This is a genomic window from Ruegeria sp. BG9, assembly GCF_056538305.1.
Genome location: NZ_JBQFSY010000011.1, coordinates 192240 through 212113, shown reverse-complemented (window position 1 = coordinate 212113; position 19874 = coordinate 192240). Strand labels below are relative to the sequence as shown.

The window sequence follows — 19874 nt, the reverse complement described above, 5'->3', positions numbered from 1 at the left end:
ACTGAAAACCAGAAGGAGGAGGCGCGTTATGGGTTGGAATATTTGCATCGTAGGGGCTGGCAAGATCGGGCAGATGATCGCCACTCTGTTGAAAGGGTCTCCAAACTACAGCGTCTCGGTTGCGGATCATGACCTTAAGGCCTTGGGAGATATTGCCAAATTGGGCGTGGCGACCAAGCAGATTGATGCCTCGGATATTGAAGGTTTGGCGCAAGGGCTGAAGACATTTGACGCAGTGATCTCGGCGGCTCCGTTCTTTTTGACACCGAATATCGCGCAAGCTGCCCAGCAGGCCGGCGCGCACTATTTTGACCTGACCGAAGACGTCGCTGCTACCAATGCCGTGCGCGCTTTGGCGGAGAACAGCAAGACTGCATTCATGCCCCAATGCGGGTTGGCACCTGGTTTCGTCGGGATCGCGGGGGCATCGCTGGCGGCCGAGTTTGATGAAATCGACAGCCTGCATATGCGGGTCGGGGCCTTGCCTCTCTTTCCGACCAACGCGTTGAAATACAACCTGACTTGGTCGACCGATGGACTGATCAACGAATACTGCAACCCGTGCGATGCCATCGTGAACGGCGAACGGGTGAAGACCGCTCCGTTAGAGGACTATGAGGTTCTGGGCCATGACGGGGTTGAGTATGAGTGCTTCAACACCTCAGGCGGACTTGGAACCCTTCCCGAAACCCTCGAGGGCGAGGCACGAGCGGTGTCCTACCGCTCGATCCGCTATCCGGGTCATTGTGACATCCTGAAACTGTTGTTGAACGATTTGGGACTGGGTCAACGCCGCGATCTTCTGAAAGAGATTTTTGAGGCCGCCCTTCCGCGCACTGATCAGGATGTTGTGCTTGTCTATTGCACTGCCAAGGGCAAGATCGACGGCGCCCTGCGCGAAAAATCCCTGATCAACAAAAGCTTCGCACGTGAGATCAACGGACAAGTCTGGAGCGCCATTCAGGTCACCACTGCAGCGGGCGTACTCGGCGTGGTTGATCTGATGCGTACGGGCGTTCTGCCCTCGACCGGCTTTGTCCGACAGGAGCAGGTGAAGCTGTCCGATTTCCTGAACACCGAATTTGGCCGGCTCTATCGGGCGGGCGACGTAACCCCACAGAACAAGGCGGCGTAAAAGATGAAAGACGTTGTGATGACTGCAGAAACCACTCTGGCAAACCTCGATCTGACCGCAGCAGAGCTGACAGGCGGTACGTTGGCGGTACGGTCTCCGATCGACGGGCGCACTCTGGCCGACGTGCACGAAACACCGGCCTCTGAAATGGAGGCGATCCTGACCAATGCCAAAACCGCCTTCAAAGCGTGGCGCACCGTGCCCGCCCCGCGGCGAGGGGAACTGATCCGTCTGCTGGGTGAGGAATTGCGCGCCGCCAAGGACGACCTGGGCGCCTTGGTCAGTTGGGAGGCGGGCAAGATCACCTCGGAAGGCTTGGGCGAAGTGCAGGAGATGATTGATATCTGCGATTTCGCCGTCGGCCTGTCGCGGCAGCTTTACGGTCTGACCATCGCCTCGGAACGTCCCGGCCACCGGATGATGGAGACTTGGCACCCGGCAGGTCCGGTTGGCGTGATCTCGGCCTTCAATTTCCCGGTTGCGGTCTGGTCGTGGAATGCGGCGCTGGCGCTTGTCTGCGGCGATCCGGTGATCTGGAAACCGTCTGAGAAGACGCCTCTGACCGCGATGGCCTGCCAGAAGATCTTTGAACGCGCGCTGGCCCGGTTCGGGGATGCGCCCGACAATCTGCTGCAAACGCTGATTGGCGGCGCTGCTCTGGGTGAAGCTCTGGTAGCCAGCGAAGACGTGCCAGTGATTTCGGCCACCGGCTCGACGCGTATGGGCCGCGCGGTTGCGCCGATTGTGGCGGCGCGGTTCGGCAAGTGCATTTTGGAGCTTGGCGGGAACAATGCGATGATTGTCGGCCCGTCGGCCGATCTGGAAATGGCGGTGCGGGCGATTGTCTTCTCGGCGGTCGGGACGGCGGGTCAGCGCTGCACGACACTGCGCCGCCTGATCGTCCATAACTCTATCAAGGATGAGTTGGTCGCGCGTCTGAAGAAAGCCTATGCCGGATTGCCCATTGGAGATCCGATGGCTGAGGGTACTTTGATCGGCCCGCTTGTCGATGAGGCCTCAGGCGCGGCGATGACAGCGGCGCTGAAGGCGGCTGAAGCCGAAGGCGGCGTGGTCTTTGGTGGAAAGCGCGTCACCGACGGCGTTCCGGGCGGTGTCTATATGGAGCCTGCCATCGTTGAAATGCCCGGCCAGACAGCAATGGTGAAAACGGAAACCTTCGCGCCGATCCTCTACGTTATGGGCTATGACGATTTTGACGATGCCATCGAGATTCAGAACGGTGTGCCGCAGGGTCTGTCCTCGTGCGTCTTCACCCTGAACATGCGCGAGGCCGAGCAGTTCCTGACAGCCGCCGGATCGGATTGCGGTATCGCGAACGTCAATATTGGCCCGTCCGGCGCCGAGATCGGTGGCGCTTTCGGTGGTGAAAAAGAAACCGGCGGCGGGCGCGAAAGCGGCTCGGACGCGTGGAAGGCCTATATGCGCCGTCAGACCAACACGGTGAACTATTCGGCAGAGCTGCCGCTGGCGCAGGGTGTGAAGTTCGACATCTGAACGCCCGTCCGGCGGCGGAGTCACGCCGCCGGGCCATCAATCTGAAAACAGGTAGTCCAGTTGCATGATGGATTGGGCTGTCTCGGTTTTTACCCCAAGGAACTTGGTGATTGCGGCCTCATTCTTGGCCCGATCCGATGTTTCGCGCAGGCGCAGATAGCCATCAATTCCAGCCTTGCGGATTTCCTCGGACTCGTGTGCCAGATCATTGCGCAAGGTGGGCAACAGGCGCGCAACAGTCTCGGATGGGCTGTTTTCACCTGCTAAGCCAACCCGGCGCGCATGGCCGATCAGGTAGTCATCGGAATACTGACACTCGATTTCCAACACATGGGTCTTGGCGGCGTCTCCGCAGAAATCCTGAATGGCGTCCAGATTGGCTGGATCGAGGCAAAGCGCCAGTTGGTTCGATCCGAAATGATCAAACAGCATGCGCACAACAGCCCGCCTGTGGCGCGAGCGTTTGGTCAGAGTCGTCTCGATCCCGCCCAGATCCGGCAGCGGAGTGTCCTGCTCGTTGAACAGATATTCGACGCAGGGGATGTCGGTGACCGAGGCGATCTGATCCACGAGCCGCTTTGCCACGTGCCACTTTTTGCAGACGATCAGAAACAGCTCTCGCTCCGGGCCCAGCGTATTCCCGGCCTCCCAGAACCGCTGACCGAAGCGGCGGCCTACACGACCACGCCCGGCCAGAAAGGCATAGAGGTTGCGCCCCTCATCCGAGATCGGGAACTCGACACCGGTGCTGGCGTAGAGCGTCCCGAGACGCTCTTTCAGCTCATGCGCTTCGGGGCTGATCTTGCGGGCGAATAGGTAATTCTGCCCCAACAACATGTCGTAGTGATCGTTGTAGAAACTCACCGGCATGCCGTAGTCCGAGAACATCAGGAAGGTTAGCGTGCGGTTTTCGATTTCGTCCTTCGGGATCAGGTGACGGACCAGCGTCTGAAAGAAGGTCTCGTCCGGGATCCAGGTAGAGGAGAAGAACCGGACCACATCGCGCCGCTGTTTCAGGAAATCCAAAATCATCTCGACCGTGCGGCGGCGCAGGCACCACCACTGGCTGCCGATCATCACCTGGATATCATCTGGGATGTCGCGCGTGACGTTGAAGCGCTTCTGCAACTCGTATGAGGTATAGAACCGCTTGGGCTGCGTGCGTTCGTTGAAGTAATGGCGGTAGATCAGCCGGTCTTCTTTCATGCCGGTCTTGATCCAGTTGCTAGCGAAAAAGTCGTGGCTTTCGATGAAATCCGTGTCGTGTTCGTCCAGAAAGTTATGGGCGTATTCTGCCGTTTTGATGGCCATGCAATCGCCCGACAACATGTAGAAATGCGTGGCACGGGGAAAGGCGCTTTCGGCTGCTTGCAAGGCGTGTAGGGTGGCCTGCACCAAAGACCACTCACCCCAACCGCATTTGATGCGTTTGGCGGCGAAGGCGACGTTCGGATTGTCCTTCAGGGCGGTGCGGATGCGATCATAGTCCGATGCCTTGACCCGTGCATCGAAATGAATTGCCATAAAATCGCCGACGGCGGTCAATTGCTCAGCCTGCGCGATGATCGCGTCGGGGTCTTTGTGACACAGCAATATGTAGGCAATCTTCGCCATGTTGGTCCGCTATTTCCGTTTCTGCCCGCTTGCACTCGTGATACTGAGGATGAGCGATTGAATAAACCGAATAGTTTTGGTTCTTTGCTTGTAAAACGACTTGCGCGTAACAAGTTCCGATATTTTGAGGAGGCATAGCAGATGGGGTTCCCCGGCACCTGGATGACCGAAAGCGAAAGCATGGTGTACCGTGTTGTGCCGAAATGTGCCTGCTCGACCATTGGCCAGATCATGTATTATTCCGATCATGGCCGGTTTTTTGATGGCGACATTCATGATGCCAAGGACGGGATGCATAAATGGGCCTTTGACCACAGCCAGGGCACGATCTCGGCTAATGTGCGCAATCACGGGTCTTATGCGTTCACCTGTGTGCGCAATCCCTATACGCGGATCCTCAGCTCTTTCTTCGACAAGATCTGCGGTATTCAGCGCAACGGCAAGCGGTACCGAGGCAAGCTGGTGCCGACGCTGGTTTATAACTACGGTATCGAGGTTGGCGGCGACGATGGAAAGGGTGAGTTCGACCAGATCGCCAGTTTCCGCCGCTTCCTTCTGTTTGCGCGGGATACGATCCGGTGGCGCAGGCCGATGGACCCGGATATCCACTGGTCGGCCATGTCGGGGCATGTGTCGACCTTTGTGGTTAATGGCGGGCGCTATGACAACATTTTCTGGACTGAGAAGTTCAACGACGGAATGCAGGATGTTTTGAACCATATCGAGACCGCGCATCCCGTGACCCTATCTGAGATCCCAAGGTTCAATGAATCCGAAGGCCACGGGCCCAAGCGCGCTCACCCTGTCGAGGACTATTTCGACGATCTTTCGATGCATCTGGTCTATGAGATCTACAAACAGGATTTCGAGCTGTTCAAATACGATTTCGAGAACCCGGCAAACAAGATGCCGGTGGGTGAGATCGACTTGGATGAAATCCACGCGAAACTCGGATCGTAACCCTGGCTGATTTGAGGCAAGGGAATGCTCCCGCCCATCGTCAATGTCTCTTAGGAGACATCTCCTCTGGTTGGGCCCGGCGCTACGCTTTGCGTGGCGCCGGGCCCAAGTCCGAAAACGGAGTATCGGCGTAGCCGATGGCACGGATCGGGCGCGGGAGCGTTTGGGATTGTGCCATTGGTCGGTGAGGTATCGATTCCCAGCTAAATGGGAGTCGGGGGTCCCTCGACGTTCCGTTCGTGGGCGATGAACTGACGGCCAGTTTCTGTAGTATGGATGGGCCTCAAGACGTGTCGGTCGCATGAGTGTGTACCGAAGAGGACAGTCCGACAGTAGGATTGCTCCATCCGCCCCAAAAAAAGGCCCCATCCGCTGGGCGGGTGGGGCCTTTGGGTTTCGCTCCCGAAGGCGTTACAGCTCTCGCACGGCTCCCTTTGCTGCGCTAGTGGTCAGCTTTGCATAAGCCTTCAGCGCAGTGGACACTTTGCGTTTGCGCGGCGCTGCTGGGGCCCAGCCTTTTTCGTCCTGAACCTTGCGCCGTTCGGCCAGATCCTCATCCGAGACCGACAGATGGATCGAGCGGGCAGGGATGTCGATTTCGATCTTGTCGCCGGTCTGCACCAAGCCGATGACGCCACCTTCAGCCGCCTCAGGCGAGACGTGACCAATCGACAGGCCCGATGTGCCGCCCGAGAAACGACCGTCAGTCAACAGGGCGCATGCTTTGCCCAGACCTTTGGATTTTAGGTACGAGGTCGGGTACAGCATCTCCTGCATGCCCGGCCCGCCGCGCGGACCTTCATAGCGGATAACCACCACATCGCCCTCTTTCACCTTGCCGGTCAGGATGTCGCTGACCGCCTGATCCTGGCTTTCGCAGACATAGGCCGTACCGGTGAATTTGAGGATGTTCTCATCCACACCCGCGGTTTTCACTATACAACCGTCACGGGCGATATTTCCGAACAGAACCGCAAGACCACCGTCCTGACTGAAGGCGTGCTCCTTGGAGCGGATGACGCCACCTTCGCGGTCGGTGTCCAGCGCTTTGTAACGGTTTGACTGGCTGAAGGCTTGCGTGGTGCGGACCCCGCCGGGGGCCGCTTTGAACAGCTCTTGCGCCTTCGGGTTGTTGGCAACCTTGATGTCCCAATTGGCAATCGCCTCGCCCATGGTAGCTGAATGCACGGTGCTGCAGTCTTCGTGCAGAAGCCCGGCGCGGCTCAACTCTCCGAGGATCGAGAAGATGCCGCCTGCGCGGTGGACGTCCTCCATATGCACGTTCTCGGTGTTGGGCGCGACCTTGCACAGACACGGCACATTGCGGCTGAGGCGGTCCATGTCGGACATGTTGAAATCGACGCCGCCCTCATAGGCAATGGCCAGCAGGTGCAGAACGGTGTTGGTCGATCCACCCATGGCGATATCCAGCGACATCGCGTTCTCGAACGCATCAAAGGTGGCGATTTCGCGGGGCAGGAAGCCCTTCTCGTCCAGATCGTAGTGCCGTTTGGTGATCTCGACGATGCGGCGACCGGCTTCAAGGAACAGCTCTTTGCGGTCTGAATGGGTTGCCAGAGTCGAGCCATTGCCCGGCAGGGCCAGACCCAGCGCCTCAGCCAGACAGTTCATCGAGTTCGCGGTGAACATGCCCGAGCAGGAGCCACAGGTGGGGCAGGCGTTTTCCTCGATATGTTTGACCTGTTCGTCGGTGTACTTGTCATCCGCTGCGGCAACCATCGCGTCGACCAAGTCGATCTTCTTCACGTCCAGATCGGCGATGTCGATCTTGCCGGCCTCCATCGGACCGCCCGAGACGAAGATCGCAGGGATGTTCAGGCGCATCGCGGCCATCAGCATGCCGGGGGTGATCTTGTCGCAGTTCGAGATGCAGACCATCGCGTCGGCACAGTGCGCGTTGACCATGTATTCGACCGAATCCGCGATCACCTCGCGCGAGGGCAGCGAATAAAGCATGCCGTCATGGCCCATGGCGATGCCGTCATCTACCGCGATGGTGTTGAACTCTTTGGCGACGCCGCCAGCGGCCTCAACCTCGCGCGCAACCATCTGGCCCAGGTCTTTCAGGTGAACGTGGCCGGGCACGAATTGGGTGAACGAGTTGACGATGGCGATGATCGGTTTGCCGAAATCGTCATCCTGCATACCGGTGGCGCGCCACAAGCCGCGCGCACCGGCCATGTTGCGGCCATGGGTAGAAGTTCTGGATCGGTACATTGGCATGATGCTGTTTCCCTTTTGCCCCGGTTGCGATATGCGGGGTGCGTACGTTATAGCGCACGTACCACATGTGCGTTATAACGCACAAGACAAATCGTTGGGCGCGGATATGGAATCGGACGAAATTACGCTGAAACTAAAAGAAGTGCGGGCGGCGTCGGGCCTCAGCCTGTCCAAAGTGGCCGAGTTGACGGGTGTCAGCAAAGCCATGCTGGGCCAGATCGAGCGTGGCGAATCAAGCCCCACAATCGCGACCCTGTGGAAAATCGCCAAGGGATTTCAGGTTCCACTGAGCGCCCTGATCGGGACTTCGGACGCGCGTGCGCAGGGCGTGTTCCGGACCGTGACCTTTCCGGGCAGCATTCAGGTCAAGATCGTCTTTCCCTTTGATCCCGCCCTTGGGGCCGAGACCTTCCATGTCGAACTGGCCGCCAATCAAAGCCACGAATCCCCGGCCCACGCCGCCGGGGTGACCGAGGAGGTCTTTGTGCTGAATGGCGCGCTTGAAGTTTTGCAGGATGGCAAATGGGTCGCCCTCAAAGCCGGTGAGGGACTGCGCTTTGCCGCCGATCTGCCGCATGGCTATCGCGCTGGGCCAGATGGGGCAGCCTTTCTGAACATGCATCACTATTTTCAACCGGCCGAGTTGGCCTCGGTCGGGTAGCCCGGCCTTTCAGGATAATTTGCAATGACGGACGTGCTGAACAGCCTGACTATCGTGGATGCCGTGGGATCAGCTGGCGCACTTGTCGTGGTCGCGGCCTATTTTGCAACGCAGATGCGGATGATGAATTCCGACGATCTGGCCTTTCCGGTGATCAATCTGCTGGGGTCGGTGCTGATCGCCTACTCTCTGCTGCATAACTTCAATCTGGCCTCGATGCTGATCGAGGGGTTTTGGATTGTCATCAGCGTGATCGGGATAATTCAGTATTTCCGGCTGAAACGGCGCGCGGAATAGCGCTAACCCGGCTTGAATACGGCCCTTTGCGCGTATAGGGAAAACCCAACCGCGCAAAGGGGAGGCTTTGATGCAAGACGATCCCAAAACCCTCGTTTCTACCGACTGGCTTGCCGCCCATCTGAAGGACCCGGATCTGCGAATCCTGGATGGATCGTGGTACCTGCCTGCGCAGAACCGTGATGCCAAGGCGGAATATGACGCGGCACATATCCCCGGCGCCCGGTTCTTCGATATCGATGACATTTCAGACCACCGTTCGGACCTGCCGCATATGGCCCCACCGGTCGAGAAATTCATGTCGCGCCTGCGCGCTATGGGAGTGGGCGATGGTCATCAGGTGGTAGTCTATGACGGGGCCGGGCTGATGTCGGCCGCGCGTGTCTGGTGGCTGTTCCGGCTGATGGGGCAAGAGAATGTCGCCGTTCTTGATGGTGGTCTACCGAAATGGCAGGCCGAGGGGTGCGAAGTCGAAGACCTGCCACCCGTTATCCGGGATCGCCATATGACGGTGCGGGTGCAGAACCATCTGGTGCGGGATGTGACCCAGGTCTCGGCGGCCGCCAAGCTGGCCGATCATGAGATTATCGACGCCCGCTCTGCCCCCCGTTTCGCGGGCACCGAGGCCGAGCCGCGCGAAGGTCTGCGCTCGGGCCACATCCCGGGATCGCGCAACGTGCCCTTCGGCCAATTGCTGAACAAGAACGGCACGATGAAATCGCCCGAGGATTGCCGCGCCGTATTCGAGGCCGCAGGCGTGGATCTGTCTAAACCCGCGATCACCTCCTGTGGGTCGGGCGTGACAGCAGCGATCCTCAGCCTTGCGCTGGAGCGCATGGGCAAAAAAGACCACTCGCTTTATGACGGGTCATGGGCCGAATGGGGCGCCTTCCCAACCCTGCCTGTCGCAACCGGAGAGAACTGATGTTCGAGAACCTCAAGCCGCAGCCAGCCGACAAGATCCTGGCGCTGATGCAGATGTACCGTGAAGACCCGCGCGACCAGAAGATTGATCTGGGCGTCGGCGTCTACAAGAATGCCGAGGGCGTGACCCCGGTGATGCGCGCCGTCAAGGCCGCCGAAAAGCGCATTCTCGAAGAGCAGGAGACCAAAGCCTATACCGGTCTGGCAGGTGATCCGGCCTATGCCGATGCGATGATCGGCCTGATCCTCGGCGACGCAGTACCGCGCGCTAATATTGCCGCCGTTGCGACCCCGGGTGGCACCGGTGCCTGCCGTCAGGCGTTCGAGATGATCCGCATGGCCAACCCCGAGGCCCGCGTATTCGTGTCGAACCCGACATGGCCGAACCACCTGTCGATCCTGAATTATCTGGGCATGGAGACTGTCCAGTATCGCTACTTCGACGGCGAAACCCGTGGCGTCGATTTCGATGGCATGATCGAGGACCTGAAAACTGCCAAGGCGGGCGACGTGGTTCTGCTGCATGGTTGCTGCCACAACCCCACCGGCGCGAACCTGAACCTGATGCAGTGGCAAGAGGTTGTGAACCTGATCAACGAACTGGGCCTCGTGGCGATGATCGACATCGCCTATCAGGGTTTCGGTGACGGTCTTGAGGAAGACGCGCAGGCCACCCGTCTGGTGGCATCGTCGGTCAAGCGCTGCCTGATCGCGGCGTCCTGCTCGAAGAACTTCGGCGTGTACCGTGAACGTACCGGCCTTCTGATGGCGATCAGCGATGACGCGGCGCAGACCTCGCTGAACCAATCGACGTTGGCCTTCCTGAATCGCCAGAACTACTCGTTCCCGCCGGATCACGGCGCGCGCGTTGTAACCACGATCCTGACCGATGACGCCTTGCGTGCCGATTGGCAGGCCGAGTTGGAAGAAGTCCGCCTGTCCATGCTGGGCCTGCGTCAGCAACTGGCGGATGAGCTTCAGCGCCTGACCGGGTCGGATCGGTTCAGCTTTGTCGCCCAACACCGCGGTATGTTCTCACGTCTGGGTGCAGCACCTGAGCTGGTCGAGAAACTGCGTGCGGACCACGGGATCTACATGGTCGGCGACAGCCGCCTGAACATCGCCGGTCTGAACGCAAACACAGTGCCTATTTTGGCAAAAGCGATCGTGGATGTGGGCTGCTAAGCCACCCTTTGGAAAACAAGAAAGCCGCGAAATTCGCGGCTTTCTTGCTTTGGCGGTCAGGACTTGATCCAAGCCCAGGCTTTATCAAGTTCGTCGGTGGTAAAGTGCTTTTCACCGATATCGAGCATGGCGGCAAATTTCGCGTCGATCTCGACCAGGTGACCCAAGAACACGCTGTCAGCGACAATCGCCAGCTTACCAAGTTTTTTCATATTCTTGATGATCCATTTCAGATCAGTCATTGCGGCCTCAAATGTGGCAGAGACCCCTTTGTCAACGACCACGAGCACGCTGATCTTGGCGTGATCTTTTAGTATGTTTTCGGCTTTTTCGATCAACTCACGTTCCTGCGTGATGTCGATTTTGCCGGCAATTTCTAGGCCGAGGATATTGCCCTCGCTTTGGTCCAGCACCTTGTACATAACTCTCTCCCGATCTGATGTACGTCTTTGCGACCGTTGATTGGTCGGCTGTGTCCAGTGTTCAGCCATATACCAGAGTTGAGGGTGCAAGGGATCAACCAAAAGCAAAATGGCCCGGCATTGCGCCGAGCCATTTCAAAGGTGTTGTAGGCGGCACTTACCCTTTCGAGAACTCGGGGTAAGCTTCCATACCCAGCTCTGCCATGTCGAGGCCGTTGATCTCGTCCTCTTCGCTGACGCGGATGCCAACGATGGCTTTCAGGATGGTCCACAGGATCAGTGCGCCAACAAAGGTGAACACACCGTAGGCCGCGATACCCAGCAACTGGGTGCCCAGGGACGCCTCGCCGTAGAAGATGACGGCGATGGTGCCCCAGATACCTGCGAACAGGTGAACCGGAATTGCGCCAACAACATCGTCCAGCTTGAATTTGTCCAGCATAGGGACAGTGAAGACCACGATGATACCGCCAACTGCACCGATCCACAGTGCGCCGAACAGGGTCGGGGCCAGAGGTTCAGCGGTGATCGATACCAGACCGGCCAGCGCGCCGTTCAGCACCATGGTCAGGTCAGGCTTTTTGTACAGCAGTTGGGTCAGGATCAGCGCGGTTACGGCACCGGATGCAGCTGCCATGTTGGTGTTGGCGAAGATACGCGACACGTCCGTTACATCGCCCACGGTGCCCATCGCCAGCTGCGAGCCGCCGTTGAAGCCGAACCAACCCAGCCACAGGATGAACGTACCCAAAGTTGCCAGCGCAAGGTTCGAACCGGGCATCGGATGCACTTTGCCGTCCTTGTACTTGCCGATACGTGGGCCCAGAACGATCACGCCTGCCAGGGCTGCCCAGCCACCGACCGAGTGTACGACGGTCGAACCAGCGAAATCCGAGAAGCCAGCTTCAGACAACCAGCCGCCGCCCCACTGCCAGGAGCCCGAGATCGGGTACAGGATACCGGTCAGCACGACTACGAAGACCAGAAAGGGGAACAGCTTGATCCGCTCGGCCACGGCACCCGACACGATGGACGCGGTTGCAGCCACAAAGACCAGCTGGAAGAAGAAGTCCGACCCGATCGAGGCATAGTCCAAAGCAGCCTCGGCAGGGTCAACACCAACCGGGTCAAGCACGGTTGGGCCACCAATGGCAAAGAAGCCGTTGAAATCGCCCGGGTACATCGTGTTGAAGCCAACCAGCCAGTACATGATTGCGGCGATGGAGAACAGCGCCACGTTCTTGATCATCTGCATGGCCACGTTCTTGGAACGCACCAGACCGCCTTCCAGCATGGCAAAGCCTGCCGCCATGAAGAAGACCAGGAAGCCCGCCATCAGGAACAGCAGGGTGGTGAAGATATACTGGGTGTGCAGCGCAGCTTCGCCTTCGGCGGCAGCCTCTTGCGCCAGACCCATCTGCGGCAGCGCGACAATCGCGGCAGCAGGGATGAGAGATTTCATCAGGTTCATAGTCAGTCCTCGAATGATAGTGAGTGTGGGCGCCTTACAGCGCCTCTTCGTTCGTTTCCCCAGTCCGCACGCGCATGGCCTGCTCGACATCGAGGACGAAAATCTTGCCGTCACCGATCTTGCCGGTCTTGGCTGTGTTGGTGATGGTCTCAACGATCTGATCGGCCATCGTTGCAGGTACCACGATCTCAAGCTTGATCTTGGGTACGAAGTTCACGGCGTATTCCGCGCCACGGTAGATTTCGGTGTGACCGGATTGCGAGCCGAAGCCCTTGATTTCGGTCACCATCATGCCGCGTACGCCCGCTTCGGTCAGTGCCTCGCGCACCTCCTCGAGCTTGAACGGCTTGATTGTCGCAATGATCAGTTTCACGTCTGTCCCCTCTACTACTCCGGATCGGGCCGGCTTGTTTGCACGTGCAGAAAAAGAGCGCGTGTCGGGGCGTTAAGGAACGATTCCCCGACGTGAAACCGACTTAAAATGACGCAATATTGCACAATTTTTGCACAAATAGTGCTTGTTGATTAAAAAATAGGCTAAAATGGGAAGGGCAGTTCCGGAAAATCGGACCTCAACATGGGCGGGACGTCAGGGTATGGTGAGGCAAAAGCATAAACGGGCAGAGTTTGAGCATGTCTGAGTCCAAGCGCCGCAAACCGACACTGGTCGCGGATAAAAGATACCCTTCGAAGGCGCGCAAACCTTCGACGACCAAGCGGGCTGCCAAGCCTGCGGGCAAGAAGTCGGCCGCCCGAAAAACCGCGACCCGCAAGACGGCACGGAAGAAAACGCGAAAGCGGTCGGGCGGCAATGGTGGTGGTTTTTTCCGTCGTCTGTTTCGTTGGATCTGGAGGCTGGTCTGGGGCGTGACATGGCGCGTTGGGGCCGTGGTCGCCATGCTGATCGCGCTGGCGGTGGGCGTGGTCTATACCTCGCTGCCCGATGTCGATGCCTTGCTGGATGGTCGCGCACGCGGCTCGGTCACGATGTTGGACCGCGATGGCAAGGTCTTTGCCTGGCGCGGGGACCAGTTTGGCGGGGTGATCACCGCCGATACCGTTTCACCCCACCTCAAGAACGCCGTCATCGCGACCGAGGATAAACGGTTCTACCGCCATTTCGGCGTCAGCCCGCGCGGTGTGGCCAGCGCGGTTCGCATCAACCTGAGCGAAGGGCGCGGTCCGCTCTCGGGCCATGGCGGCTCGACAATCACGCAGCAGACGGCCAAGCTGCTGTGTCTGGGCGTACCTTACGACCCTGCCGCGTGGGAGTCGGAGGCCGCTTATGAGGCGGATTGCCGTCAGGGCTCGCTCTGGCGCAAGGGCAAAGAGGCGATTTATGCCCTGGCGATGGAGGTGAAATACTCCAAGGACGAAATCCTGACGATCTACCTGAACCGCGCATTCCTGGGGGCTGGCGCACGTGGGTTCGAAGCGGCCAGCCAGCGCTATTTCGGAAAATCTGCGGCCGAGGTCTCTCCGGCAGAAGCCGCGATGCTGGCCGGTCTTCTGGTGGCCCCATCGCGCTATGCGCCGACGAACAACCTGCAACGCTCGCAGGATCGCGCGCGACTTGTGGTTGGGCTTATGGAGGCGCAGGGATACCTGTCCGGCGCACAGGCCAGTGAAGCGCGTGCCCGTCCTGCGCAACTCTCCGAGGCCGCCGCCGCGCGTGCAGGCGGTTATTTCGCCGATTGGGTCATGGCCAGCGGGCCAGAGTTCTTCACCCGTAACACCACCGAGGATGTGGTGATCCGTACAACATTGGATCCGCGCATCCAGACCTCGGCGGAAGAGGCGCTGCAGTTCATCTTTCAGGAGAAGGTCCGGGAAGGATCCAAAGCGCAGGCCGCGATTGTCGTGATGTCGGCAGATGGGGCGGTGCGCGCCATGGTCGGTGGCCGCAAGACCCGCGTTTCGGGCGCGTTCAACCGTGCGACACAGGCGCTGCGGCAGACCGGGTCGTCGTTCAAGCCTTTTGTCTATGCTACCGCGTTGGAGCTTGGGTATTCGCCCTATGACACGGTGATGGATGAGCCCTACTGCGTGAACATCCCCGGATCGGGTCAATGGTGCCCCAAGAACTACACCAACAAATACTACGGGCAGGTCACGCTGGCGGATGCACTCAAGAACTCTCTGAACATCCCGGCGGTGAAAGTGGCCGAGATTTCGGGCCTCGACAATGTGCGTACGGTAGCCACCGGTTTCGGGATCGCCAGCGATCTGGCGCAAGGCCCCGCGCTGGCGCTGGGCGCCTCAGAGAGCACGCTGATCGAGATGACGGGTGCTTATGCGGGTATTCTGAACGGCGGCTCGTCGGTTGAACCCTACGGCCTGACCGAGTTGAAGCTGCTGGGCGATGAAACCCCGGTGATGGTGACGACTACAGGGATTGGTGAGCGGGTGATCAATGACAAAGCCGCCAAGGAACTGATCTGGATGATGGAGCGCGTCGTGTCCGAGGGCACAGGTGGCCGCGCCCAGCTGCCGGGGTGGCAGGTGGCAGGCAAGACCGGAACAACACAGGCGGCGCGGGATGCGTGGTTCATCGGGTTCACTGCCGACTACGTGGCCGGTGTCTGGATGGGGTACGACGACAACACGCCGCTGTCTGGCGTCACTGGAGGCGGGCTGCCGGCTGAGATCTGGAAAGAGACCATGCTGCGCGTGACCGAAGGGATGACGCCCACGCCTCTGCCGATGATCGCGCCAGAGCCGCCTGTGCAGGTCGCGCAACCTCAACCCCGCCGCAAACAGGGCGGAGGGTTTGAACGCGCCATCAACAACCTGATCCGGGATATCTTCGGAGGGAACTAGCGTGTCTCGGTCCAAGCATTAAAAAAAGGCGGCACACCGGGTGCCGCCTTTTTCAATTCAAACGGATTGAGGATCAGACGCTGGCGTCCAGCGCGGCCAGGATTGCATTGCCCATTTCCGAGGTCGAAACCGGGGTCACGCCTTCATCGGCCAGCAGGTCTGCGGTGCGAACGCCGTCGGCCAGCACTTTCTCGATCGCGGCTTCCAGACGGTCGGCCTCGGCCCCCTGATCAAAGCTGTAGCGCAGCGCCATGGCAAAGCTGAGGATACATGCGATCGGGTTGGCTTTGCCTTCACCCGCGATATCCGGGGCCGAACCGTGGACCGGCTCATACATCGCCTTGGGACGACCATTCTCCATCGGGGCACCCAAGGAGGCCGACGGCAGCATGCCCAGCGATCCGGTCAGCATTGCGGCGCAATCCGACAGGATGTCGCCGAACAGGTTGTCAGTCACGATCACGTCGAACTGTTTGGGCGCGCGCACCAGCTGCATCGCACCATTGTCGGCATACATGTGGGTGACTTCGACCTCGGGGTAATCCTTGGCGACCTCGTTCACCACTTCGCGCCACAGAATGCCCGATTCCATAACATTGGCTTTTTCCATCGAGCACAGCTTCTTGTTCCGGCGCATCGCCAGTTCAAAGGCCGAGCGCGCAGCGCGTTCGATCTCAGATTCGGTATAGCGCTGGGTGTTGACGCCCACACGCTCATTGCCTTCTTCGAAGATGCCGCGCGGCTCGCCGAAATAGATGCCCGAGGTCAGCTCGCGCACGATCATGATATCTAGACCGGCCACAACATCGGTTTTCAGCGATGAGAAATCCGCCAGCGCGTCAAAGCACTGCGCCGGGCGCAGGTTGGAATAGAGATCCATCTCCTTGCGCAAACGCAGCAAGCCGCGTTCGGGCTTCAGGCTGAAGTCCAGATCGTCGTATTTCGGGCCTCCAACAGCGCCCAGCAGAACCGCGTCTACCTCTTGGGCTTTGGCCATGGTCTCATCCGACAGGGGTTTGCCATGGGCGTCATAGGCCGCACCGCCGACCAGATCCTCGCTCACGTCAAAGTGAAGGCCGCGATTGGTGTCGAACCAAGAGATGATTCTGCGCACTTCGGCCATAACTTCCGGGCCAATTCCGTCTCCGGGCAGGATGAGGAGCGAGGGGTTGGACATCGACAGTCTCCTTGCGTTTTGTCGCAAAGGGCCTAGCGTCTGCGCCGCACCGGGTCAATGAGACGATCCGGATGAATCACGAGGAAAATACATGTTGATACCGGGAAATCCCGTCCCAGGCCTAAAAATTGAAACAGTCGGGCACGGGGTGTTCGATCTTGAGGCCGACAAAGGCGAAAACGGAACGCTGGTGATCCAGTATCGCGGCCTGCATTGCCCGATCTGCATCAAGCAGATGACCGAGGTCGAAGCGGCGCTGGATGATTTTGCCGCGCTGGGCGTCGAGGTCATCATGATCACCACAGATACCGCCGACCGCGCGGCCGAGGCCGCTGAAAAGGCCGGTGTATCGCGCCTGAGTGTCGGTCACAGCCTGCCGCTGGCCGCCGCGCGTGAGGATTGGGGTCTGAACATCTCAACCGCGCGTGAAGGCAGCGCCGAGCCCGCCTTCTTTGCCGAGCCGGGGCATTTCTTCATCGCTACGGACCGGACGCTGTACTACGCGTGGCAGCAGACAACGCCATTTGGACGTCCGGCGATGGCGGATATTGTTGGCGGTCTGAAGTTCACCCTCGGCAACAACTATCCAGCGCGTGGTACCTATACCGGCCCGCTCTAGGCCTTATGGCAGCGAGACATCGACCCACACCAGCCGGTGACGGCTGGCGCGCTGGGCGATCTCGCGCATCGGGTCCTCAGGATTGGGCCAGAACACACCCGAGTTAACAACCTGCAGGTCAGCTGAAGGCAGGACAAAGTCCACCCTCAGCTCTCCTACGGCTTTCCAGTTCACAGTTGCCACGTCGCCCTCCGCGGTCTTGGGCTGGGGGTCCTGCAGAAGTGGGTCGGAGAGAAGCGCGGCGATTGTCTCGGCGCGTCCGTCGCTCTTGCCGGGGTCCAGATTGGCGTCGCCCGCGATCACAAAGGGGCCATCCGGGATGGGACCAAGTTGACCGTCCAGAAGAAGGGACCAGAACCGGATCTCTTCGCTATTGCGCAGGCCGTTGCGGTCCTCTGGCCCGTCGAAGACCGGCGGAGTGGCGTGAAAGGTCATCAGATTCAAGGGCCCAAATGGCGTGTTGACGGGAACCACCCAATGCCCGGTGGAGGACAGCCTCTGCGCCGCCTGCGCCTGTGCTGAGGGGTAGGGCGCGCCATTCACGACCGGCAGTTCAGCCCCCGGCAGTTCTGACCACAACAGGGACGCGAAATCCTGTGCCTCGTCCTGTGCGATCTCGTATCGGGACAGAACGGCCAGCCCGCCATGACCCGTGAACAAACCCCAGCCCTGTGAGTCGCCCGGCCCTTGAGTGCGTCCGTCTCCGTCCAGATCCAGACCGCTGTCTATCCCGGTATTGGGCTGCGCGGCAAAATGATGTGGATAATCCAGCCCCGCCGCGCGCAGCGCATCGGCCAAAGCGGTCAACGCCCCAACATCCATATCCCAGTCGATCCCCTGCAACGCCAGAATGTCTGGCTGGACCCTTACAAGGACATCAACAACGGCCTGAACCTGTTCGTCATCTCGCTGAATATCGCGCAGCAGCAACCCGGGGCCTTTGCGGCTGAGTTCGGTGTTATAGGTGGCAACGCGCACGGTCTCTGCCTGTGCGGCCAGAGGCAGCATCAGCAGGATCAGGGCACGGATCATGCGGTCTGAGTGGACTCGGTCGTGGAATAGGCGCGGCGTTTTTCGACGATCAGCCCGGCAATTCGCAGGGTCGCCATACCGCGCATGATCATGCTTGCGGGCAGGAAGGCCCAAGCGCACATGGTCCAGATCAGGGTCTGAGGGTTGCTCAGCGAGATCGGGAGCAAGATATTTGTCAGCAGTTTCATCACTGCCGGGATCAGGAAGGGCAAAAGGATGCCAATGCAGATGTTCAGGCGCCCATCGCGCTGCAGGCGTGTTACCACGTCACCGCCCTTGGTCGGGTCGAACAGAGGCAGGTTCGTCCACACATTGAACGCGCCGTTTCCGGTCGGCCAGCCGCGCAGTTTCACAGCATAGGCGAAGCTTGCGATGGTCACCAATGCGGCCATGTAGGCGATGCTGGCAGCGACACGCACAAGCTCAACCAGCGGCTGGGCAGCGTCTGCGGGCAGCATCAAAACGATCAACCGAACTGGCGAATAGGGAAAATCGACTACATTCGCGACGGACAAGCCCATCGCGTAGGAAAAGCGGGTCATTTCAGTCGGCGCATAGGCGTTTTTGCAGATCAGCGTCAGGAACGTGACCATCGACATCAGGCCAACGAACCGCAAACGGTTCACCGGCGGCGCATCACGGAATTCGATAAAGCTGGGGAAGGCCGAGTTATATTCGGCAAAGGTCAGGATGAACGCGAGGATCGCGAGGAAGACAATGACCTCGGTCCCGTTCGTCGATGAAACTGGCAGGTACAACGCGGGGGTCAACACCATAACGGCGACCAAAATCCCACGTATCGCCGCCCCTGTCGTGCGTGCAATCACTATCCGAACCCTTTTTCAAACCGGAACCAGCCAATTCTATGTCGGCTTCATTCCAACTTGCGCCCGTCGCCTGCGTTTTATGACGGATACCTCTTTCGGCCCAACATGGACGATAAGCGGTAATTCGCTCAAGCCAGGGTGCAGATAACACGTGATTTCGGGCAAAATGATGGCGCAACTGGTGCGGGATTGCATCAATTTCGACGCAAATCCGACGTGTATCTCAATTTGAGATCTACATGTTGTGGTTCTCGGATTTTCAACCCCAAGAATGCGAACGGAGCCGCCTTGGCGACTCCGTTAGGTTGAGTATCAACAGATTCGTCCCCAGAATCACACCCAGGGGCGGGCCTGCCCGGCGTGATCCTCGAACTTGTCGATGTGATGGTCTTTTTCCATCGTCAGGCCGATATCGTCCAGACCGTTCAGCAGGCAGTGCTTGCGGTGCGGGTCGATGTCGAAGGTGATCTCAACACCGTCTGAGGTGGTGATCTTCTGATCTTCCAAATGCACGGTCATGCGGGCGTTCTCGCCCTTGTGTGCGTCATCCATCAGAACCGCGTGATGCTCTTCTTCGACCACAATGGGCAGGATGCCATTCTTGAAGCAGTTGTTGAAGAAGATGTCGGCGAAGCTGGTCGAGATCACGACTTTGATGCCGAAATCCTTGATCGCCCAAGGTGCATGTTCCCGCGACGAACCGCAGCCGAAATTGTCCCCGGCCACCAAAATCTCCGCCTCACGGTAGGCGGGTTTGTTCAGAACGAATTCTTCATTCTCCTGCCCATCATCGTGATAGCGCATCTCGTCAAACAGAACGACGCCAAGGCCGGACCGTTTGATAGTCTTCAGGTGAACTTTGGGGATGATCATATCGGTGTCGATATTGATCAGCGGCATTGGGGCGGCCACCCCGTGGACTTTGTCAAACTTTTCCATGTCTACACTCCTGCGGGGTAGGGCCGCGCCCG

At 59.2% G+C, this 19874-nt stretch carries 18 protein-coding genes; 9 read left to right on the top strand and 9 right to left on the bottom strand.

Features of this window, described 5'->3' with window-relative positions; genetic code table 11:
- Positions 1-28: 28 nt before the first annotated feature.
- Positions 29-1135 (top strand): saccharopine dehydrogenase NADP-binding domain-containing protein, encoded by a 1107-nt coding sequence (locus ACR0I8_RS19330; RefSeq protein WP_170379810.1) that lies wholly within the window; start codon positions 29-31, stop codon positions 1133-1135.
- An 18-nt stretch (positions 1136-1153) separates the two neighbouring features.
- On the top strand, positions 1154-2650 hold the full coding sequence (gene amaB, locus ACR0I8_RS19325; protein ID WP_170692420.1) for an L-piperidine-6-carboxylate dehydrogenase: 1497 nt from the start codon (positions 1154-1156) through the stop codon (positions 2648-2650).
- Positions 2651-2686: 36 nt separating this feature from the next.
- Here the strand turns inward: amaB and ACR0I8_RS19320 are convergent, their stop codons facing one another.
- The gene (locus tag ACR0I8_RS19320; protein ID WP_170692417.1) at positions 2687-4264 is read right to left on the bottom strand and encodes a DUF5928 domain-containing protein; all 1578 of its coding nucleotides are present in this window, start codon (positions 4262-4264) and stop codon (positions 2687-2689) included.
- Positions 4265-4405: 141 nt separating this feature from the next.
- Here ACR0I8_RS19320 and ACR0I8_RS19315 point away from each other — a divergent pair, with 141 nt between their 5' ends.
- On the top strand, positions 4406-5224 hold the full coding sequence (locus ACR0I8_RS19315) for a sulfotransferase family protein (protein WP_170692414.1): 819 nt from the start codon (positions 4406-4408) through the stop codon (positions 5222-5224).
- Positions 5225-5635: 411 nt separating this feature from the next.
- On the opposite strand, the gene ilvD is transcribed toward ACR0I8_RS19315, so the two are convergent.
- Positions 5636-7468 (bottom strand): dihydroxy-acid dehydratase, encoded by a 1833-nt coding sequence (ilvD, locus tag ACR0I8_RS19310; protein WP_170661719.1) that lies wholly within the window; start codon positions 7466-7468, stop codon positions 5636-5638.
- Positions 7469-7574: 106 nt separating this feature from the next.
- On the opposite strand from ilvD, the gene ACR0I8_RS19305 reads away from it, so the two are divergent.
- The 4 genes from ACR0I8_RS19305 to ACR0I8_RS19290 all read left to right on the top strand — a co-directional run bounded on the left by ACR0I8_RS19305 (position 7575) and on the right by ACR0I8_RS19290 (position 10535).
- Positions 7575-8129, top strand: a complete 555-nt coding sequence (locus tag ACR0I8_RS19305; protein ID WP_170379801.1) for a helix-turn-helix domain-containing protein — start codon at positions 7575-7577, stop codon at positions 8127-8129.
- A gap of 24 nt (positions 8130-8153) precedes the next feature.
- Entirely contained in the window at positions 8154-8426 is a 273-nt protein-coding gene (locus ACR0I8_RS19300; RefSeq protein ID WP_170379799.1) for a CBU_0592 family membrane protein, read from the top strand.
- Positions 8427-8496: 70 nt separating this feature from the next.
- Complete coding sequence (gene sseA / locus ACR0I8_RS19295) at positions 8497-9351, top strand: 3-mercaptopyruvate sulfurtransferase (protein ID WP_170692407.1); 855 nt, start codon at positions 8497-8499, stop codon at positions 9349-9351.
- A complete protein-coding gene (locus tag ACR0I8_RS19290) occupies positions 9351-10535 on the top strand; it encodes an amino acid aminotransferase (RefSeq protein ID WP_170661721.1) in 1185 nt (394 codons plus the stop codon). The genes sseA and ACR0I8_RS19290 overlap by 1 nt, the downstream gene beginning before the upstream one ends.
- 56 nt (positions 10536-10591) lie before the next feature.
- On the opposite strand, the gene ACR0I8_RS19285 is transcribed toward ACR0I8_RS19290, so the two are convergent.
- The 3 genes from ACR0I8_RS19285 to ACR0I8_RS19275 form a co-directional block, all read right to left on the bottom strand.
- Positions 10592-10957: a SpoIIAA family protein gene (locus ACR0I8_RS19285; protein WP_170692404.1), complete on the bottom strand. Its 366-nt coding sequence runs from the start codon at positions 10955-10957 to the stop codon at positions 10592-10594.
- A 157-nt stretch (positions 10958-11114) separates the two neighbouring features.
- Positions 11115-12428, bottom strand: coding sequence for an ammonium transporter (locus ACR0I8_RS19280; protein ID WP_170692401.1), 1314 nt, complete (start codon positions 12426-12428; stop codon positions 11115-11117).
- Positions 12429-12462: 34 nt separating this feature from the next.
- Positions 12463-12801 (bottom strand): P-II family nitrogen regulator, encoded by a 339-nt coding sequence (locus ACR0I8_RS19275; RefSeq protein WP_170379789.1) that lies wholly within the window; start codon positions 12799-12801, stop codon positions 12463-12465.
- 260 nt (positions 12802-13061) lie between these two features.
- Here ACR0I8_RS19275 and ACR0I8_RS19270 point away from each other — a divergent pair, with 260 nt between their 5' ends.
- Positions 13062-15248, top strand: coding sequence for a PBP1A family penicillin-binding protein (locus ACR0I8_RS19270; RefSeq protein WP_170692398.1), 2187 nt, complete (start codon positions 13062-13064; stop codon positions 15246-15248).
- Between the two features lie 73 nt (positions 15249-15321).
- Here the strand turns inward: ACR0I8_RS19270 and leuB are convergent, their stop codons facing one another.
- Positions 15322-16425: a 3-isopropylmalate dehydrogenase gene (gene leuB / locus ACR0I8_RS19265; RefSeq protein WP_170692395.1), complete on the bottom strand. Its 1104-nt coding sequence runs from the start codon at positions 16423-16425 to the stop codon at positions 15322-15324.
- A 91-nt stretch (positions 16426-16516) separates the two neighbouring features.
- On the opposite strand from leuB, the gene ACR0I8_RS19260 reads away from it, so the two are divergent.
- Entirely contained in the window at positions 16517-17044 is a 528-nt protein-coding gene (locus tag ACR0I8_RS19260; RefSeq protein WP_170692392.1) for a redoxin domain-containing protein, read from the top strand.
- Positions 17045-17047: 3 nt separating this feature from the next.
- On the opposite strand, the gene ACR0I8_RS19255 is transcribed toward ACR0I8_RS19260, so the two are convergent.
- The 3 genes from ACR0I8_RS19255 to leuD form a co-directional block, all read right to left on the bottom strand.
- On the bottom strand, positions 17048-18076 hold the full coding sequence (locus ACR0I8_RS19255) for an endonuclease/exonuclease/phosphatase family protein (protein ID WP_170692389.1): 1029 nt from the start codon (positions 18074-18076) through the stop codon (positions 17048-17050).
- Positions 18073-18903, bottom strand: a complete 831-nt coding sequence (locus tag ACR0I8_RS19250; protein WP_170555195.1) for a hypothetical protein — start codon at positions 18901-18903, stop codon at positions 18073-18075. Before ACR0I8_RS19250 ends, ACR0I8_RS19255 begins: the two co-directional genes overlap by 4 nt.
- A gap of 333 nt (positions 18904-19236) precedes the next feature.
- On the bottom strand, positions 19237-19842 hold the full coding sequence (gene leuD, locus ACR0I8_RS19245; RefSeq protein ID WP_170472726.1) for a 3-isopropylmalate dehydratase small subunit: 606 nt from the start codon (positions 19840-19842) through the stop codon (positions 19237-19239).
- Positions 19843-19874: the final 32 nt, after the last annotated feature.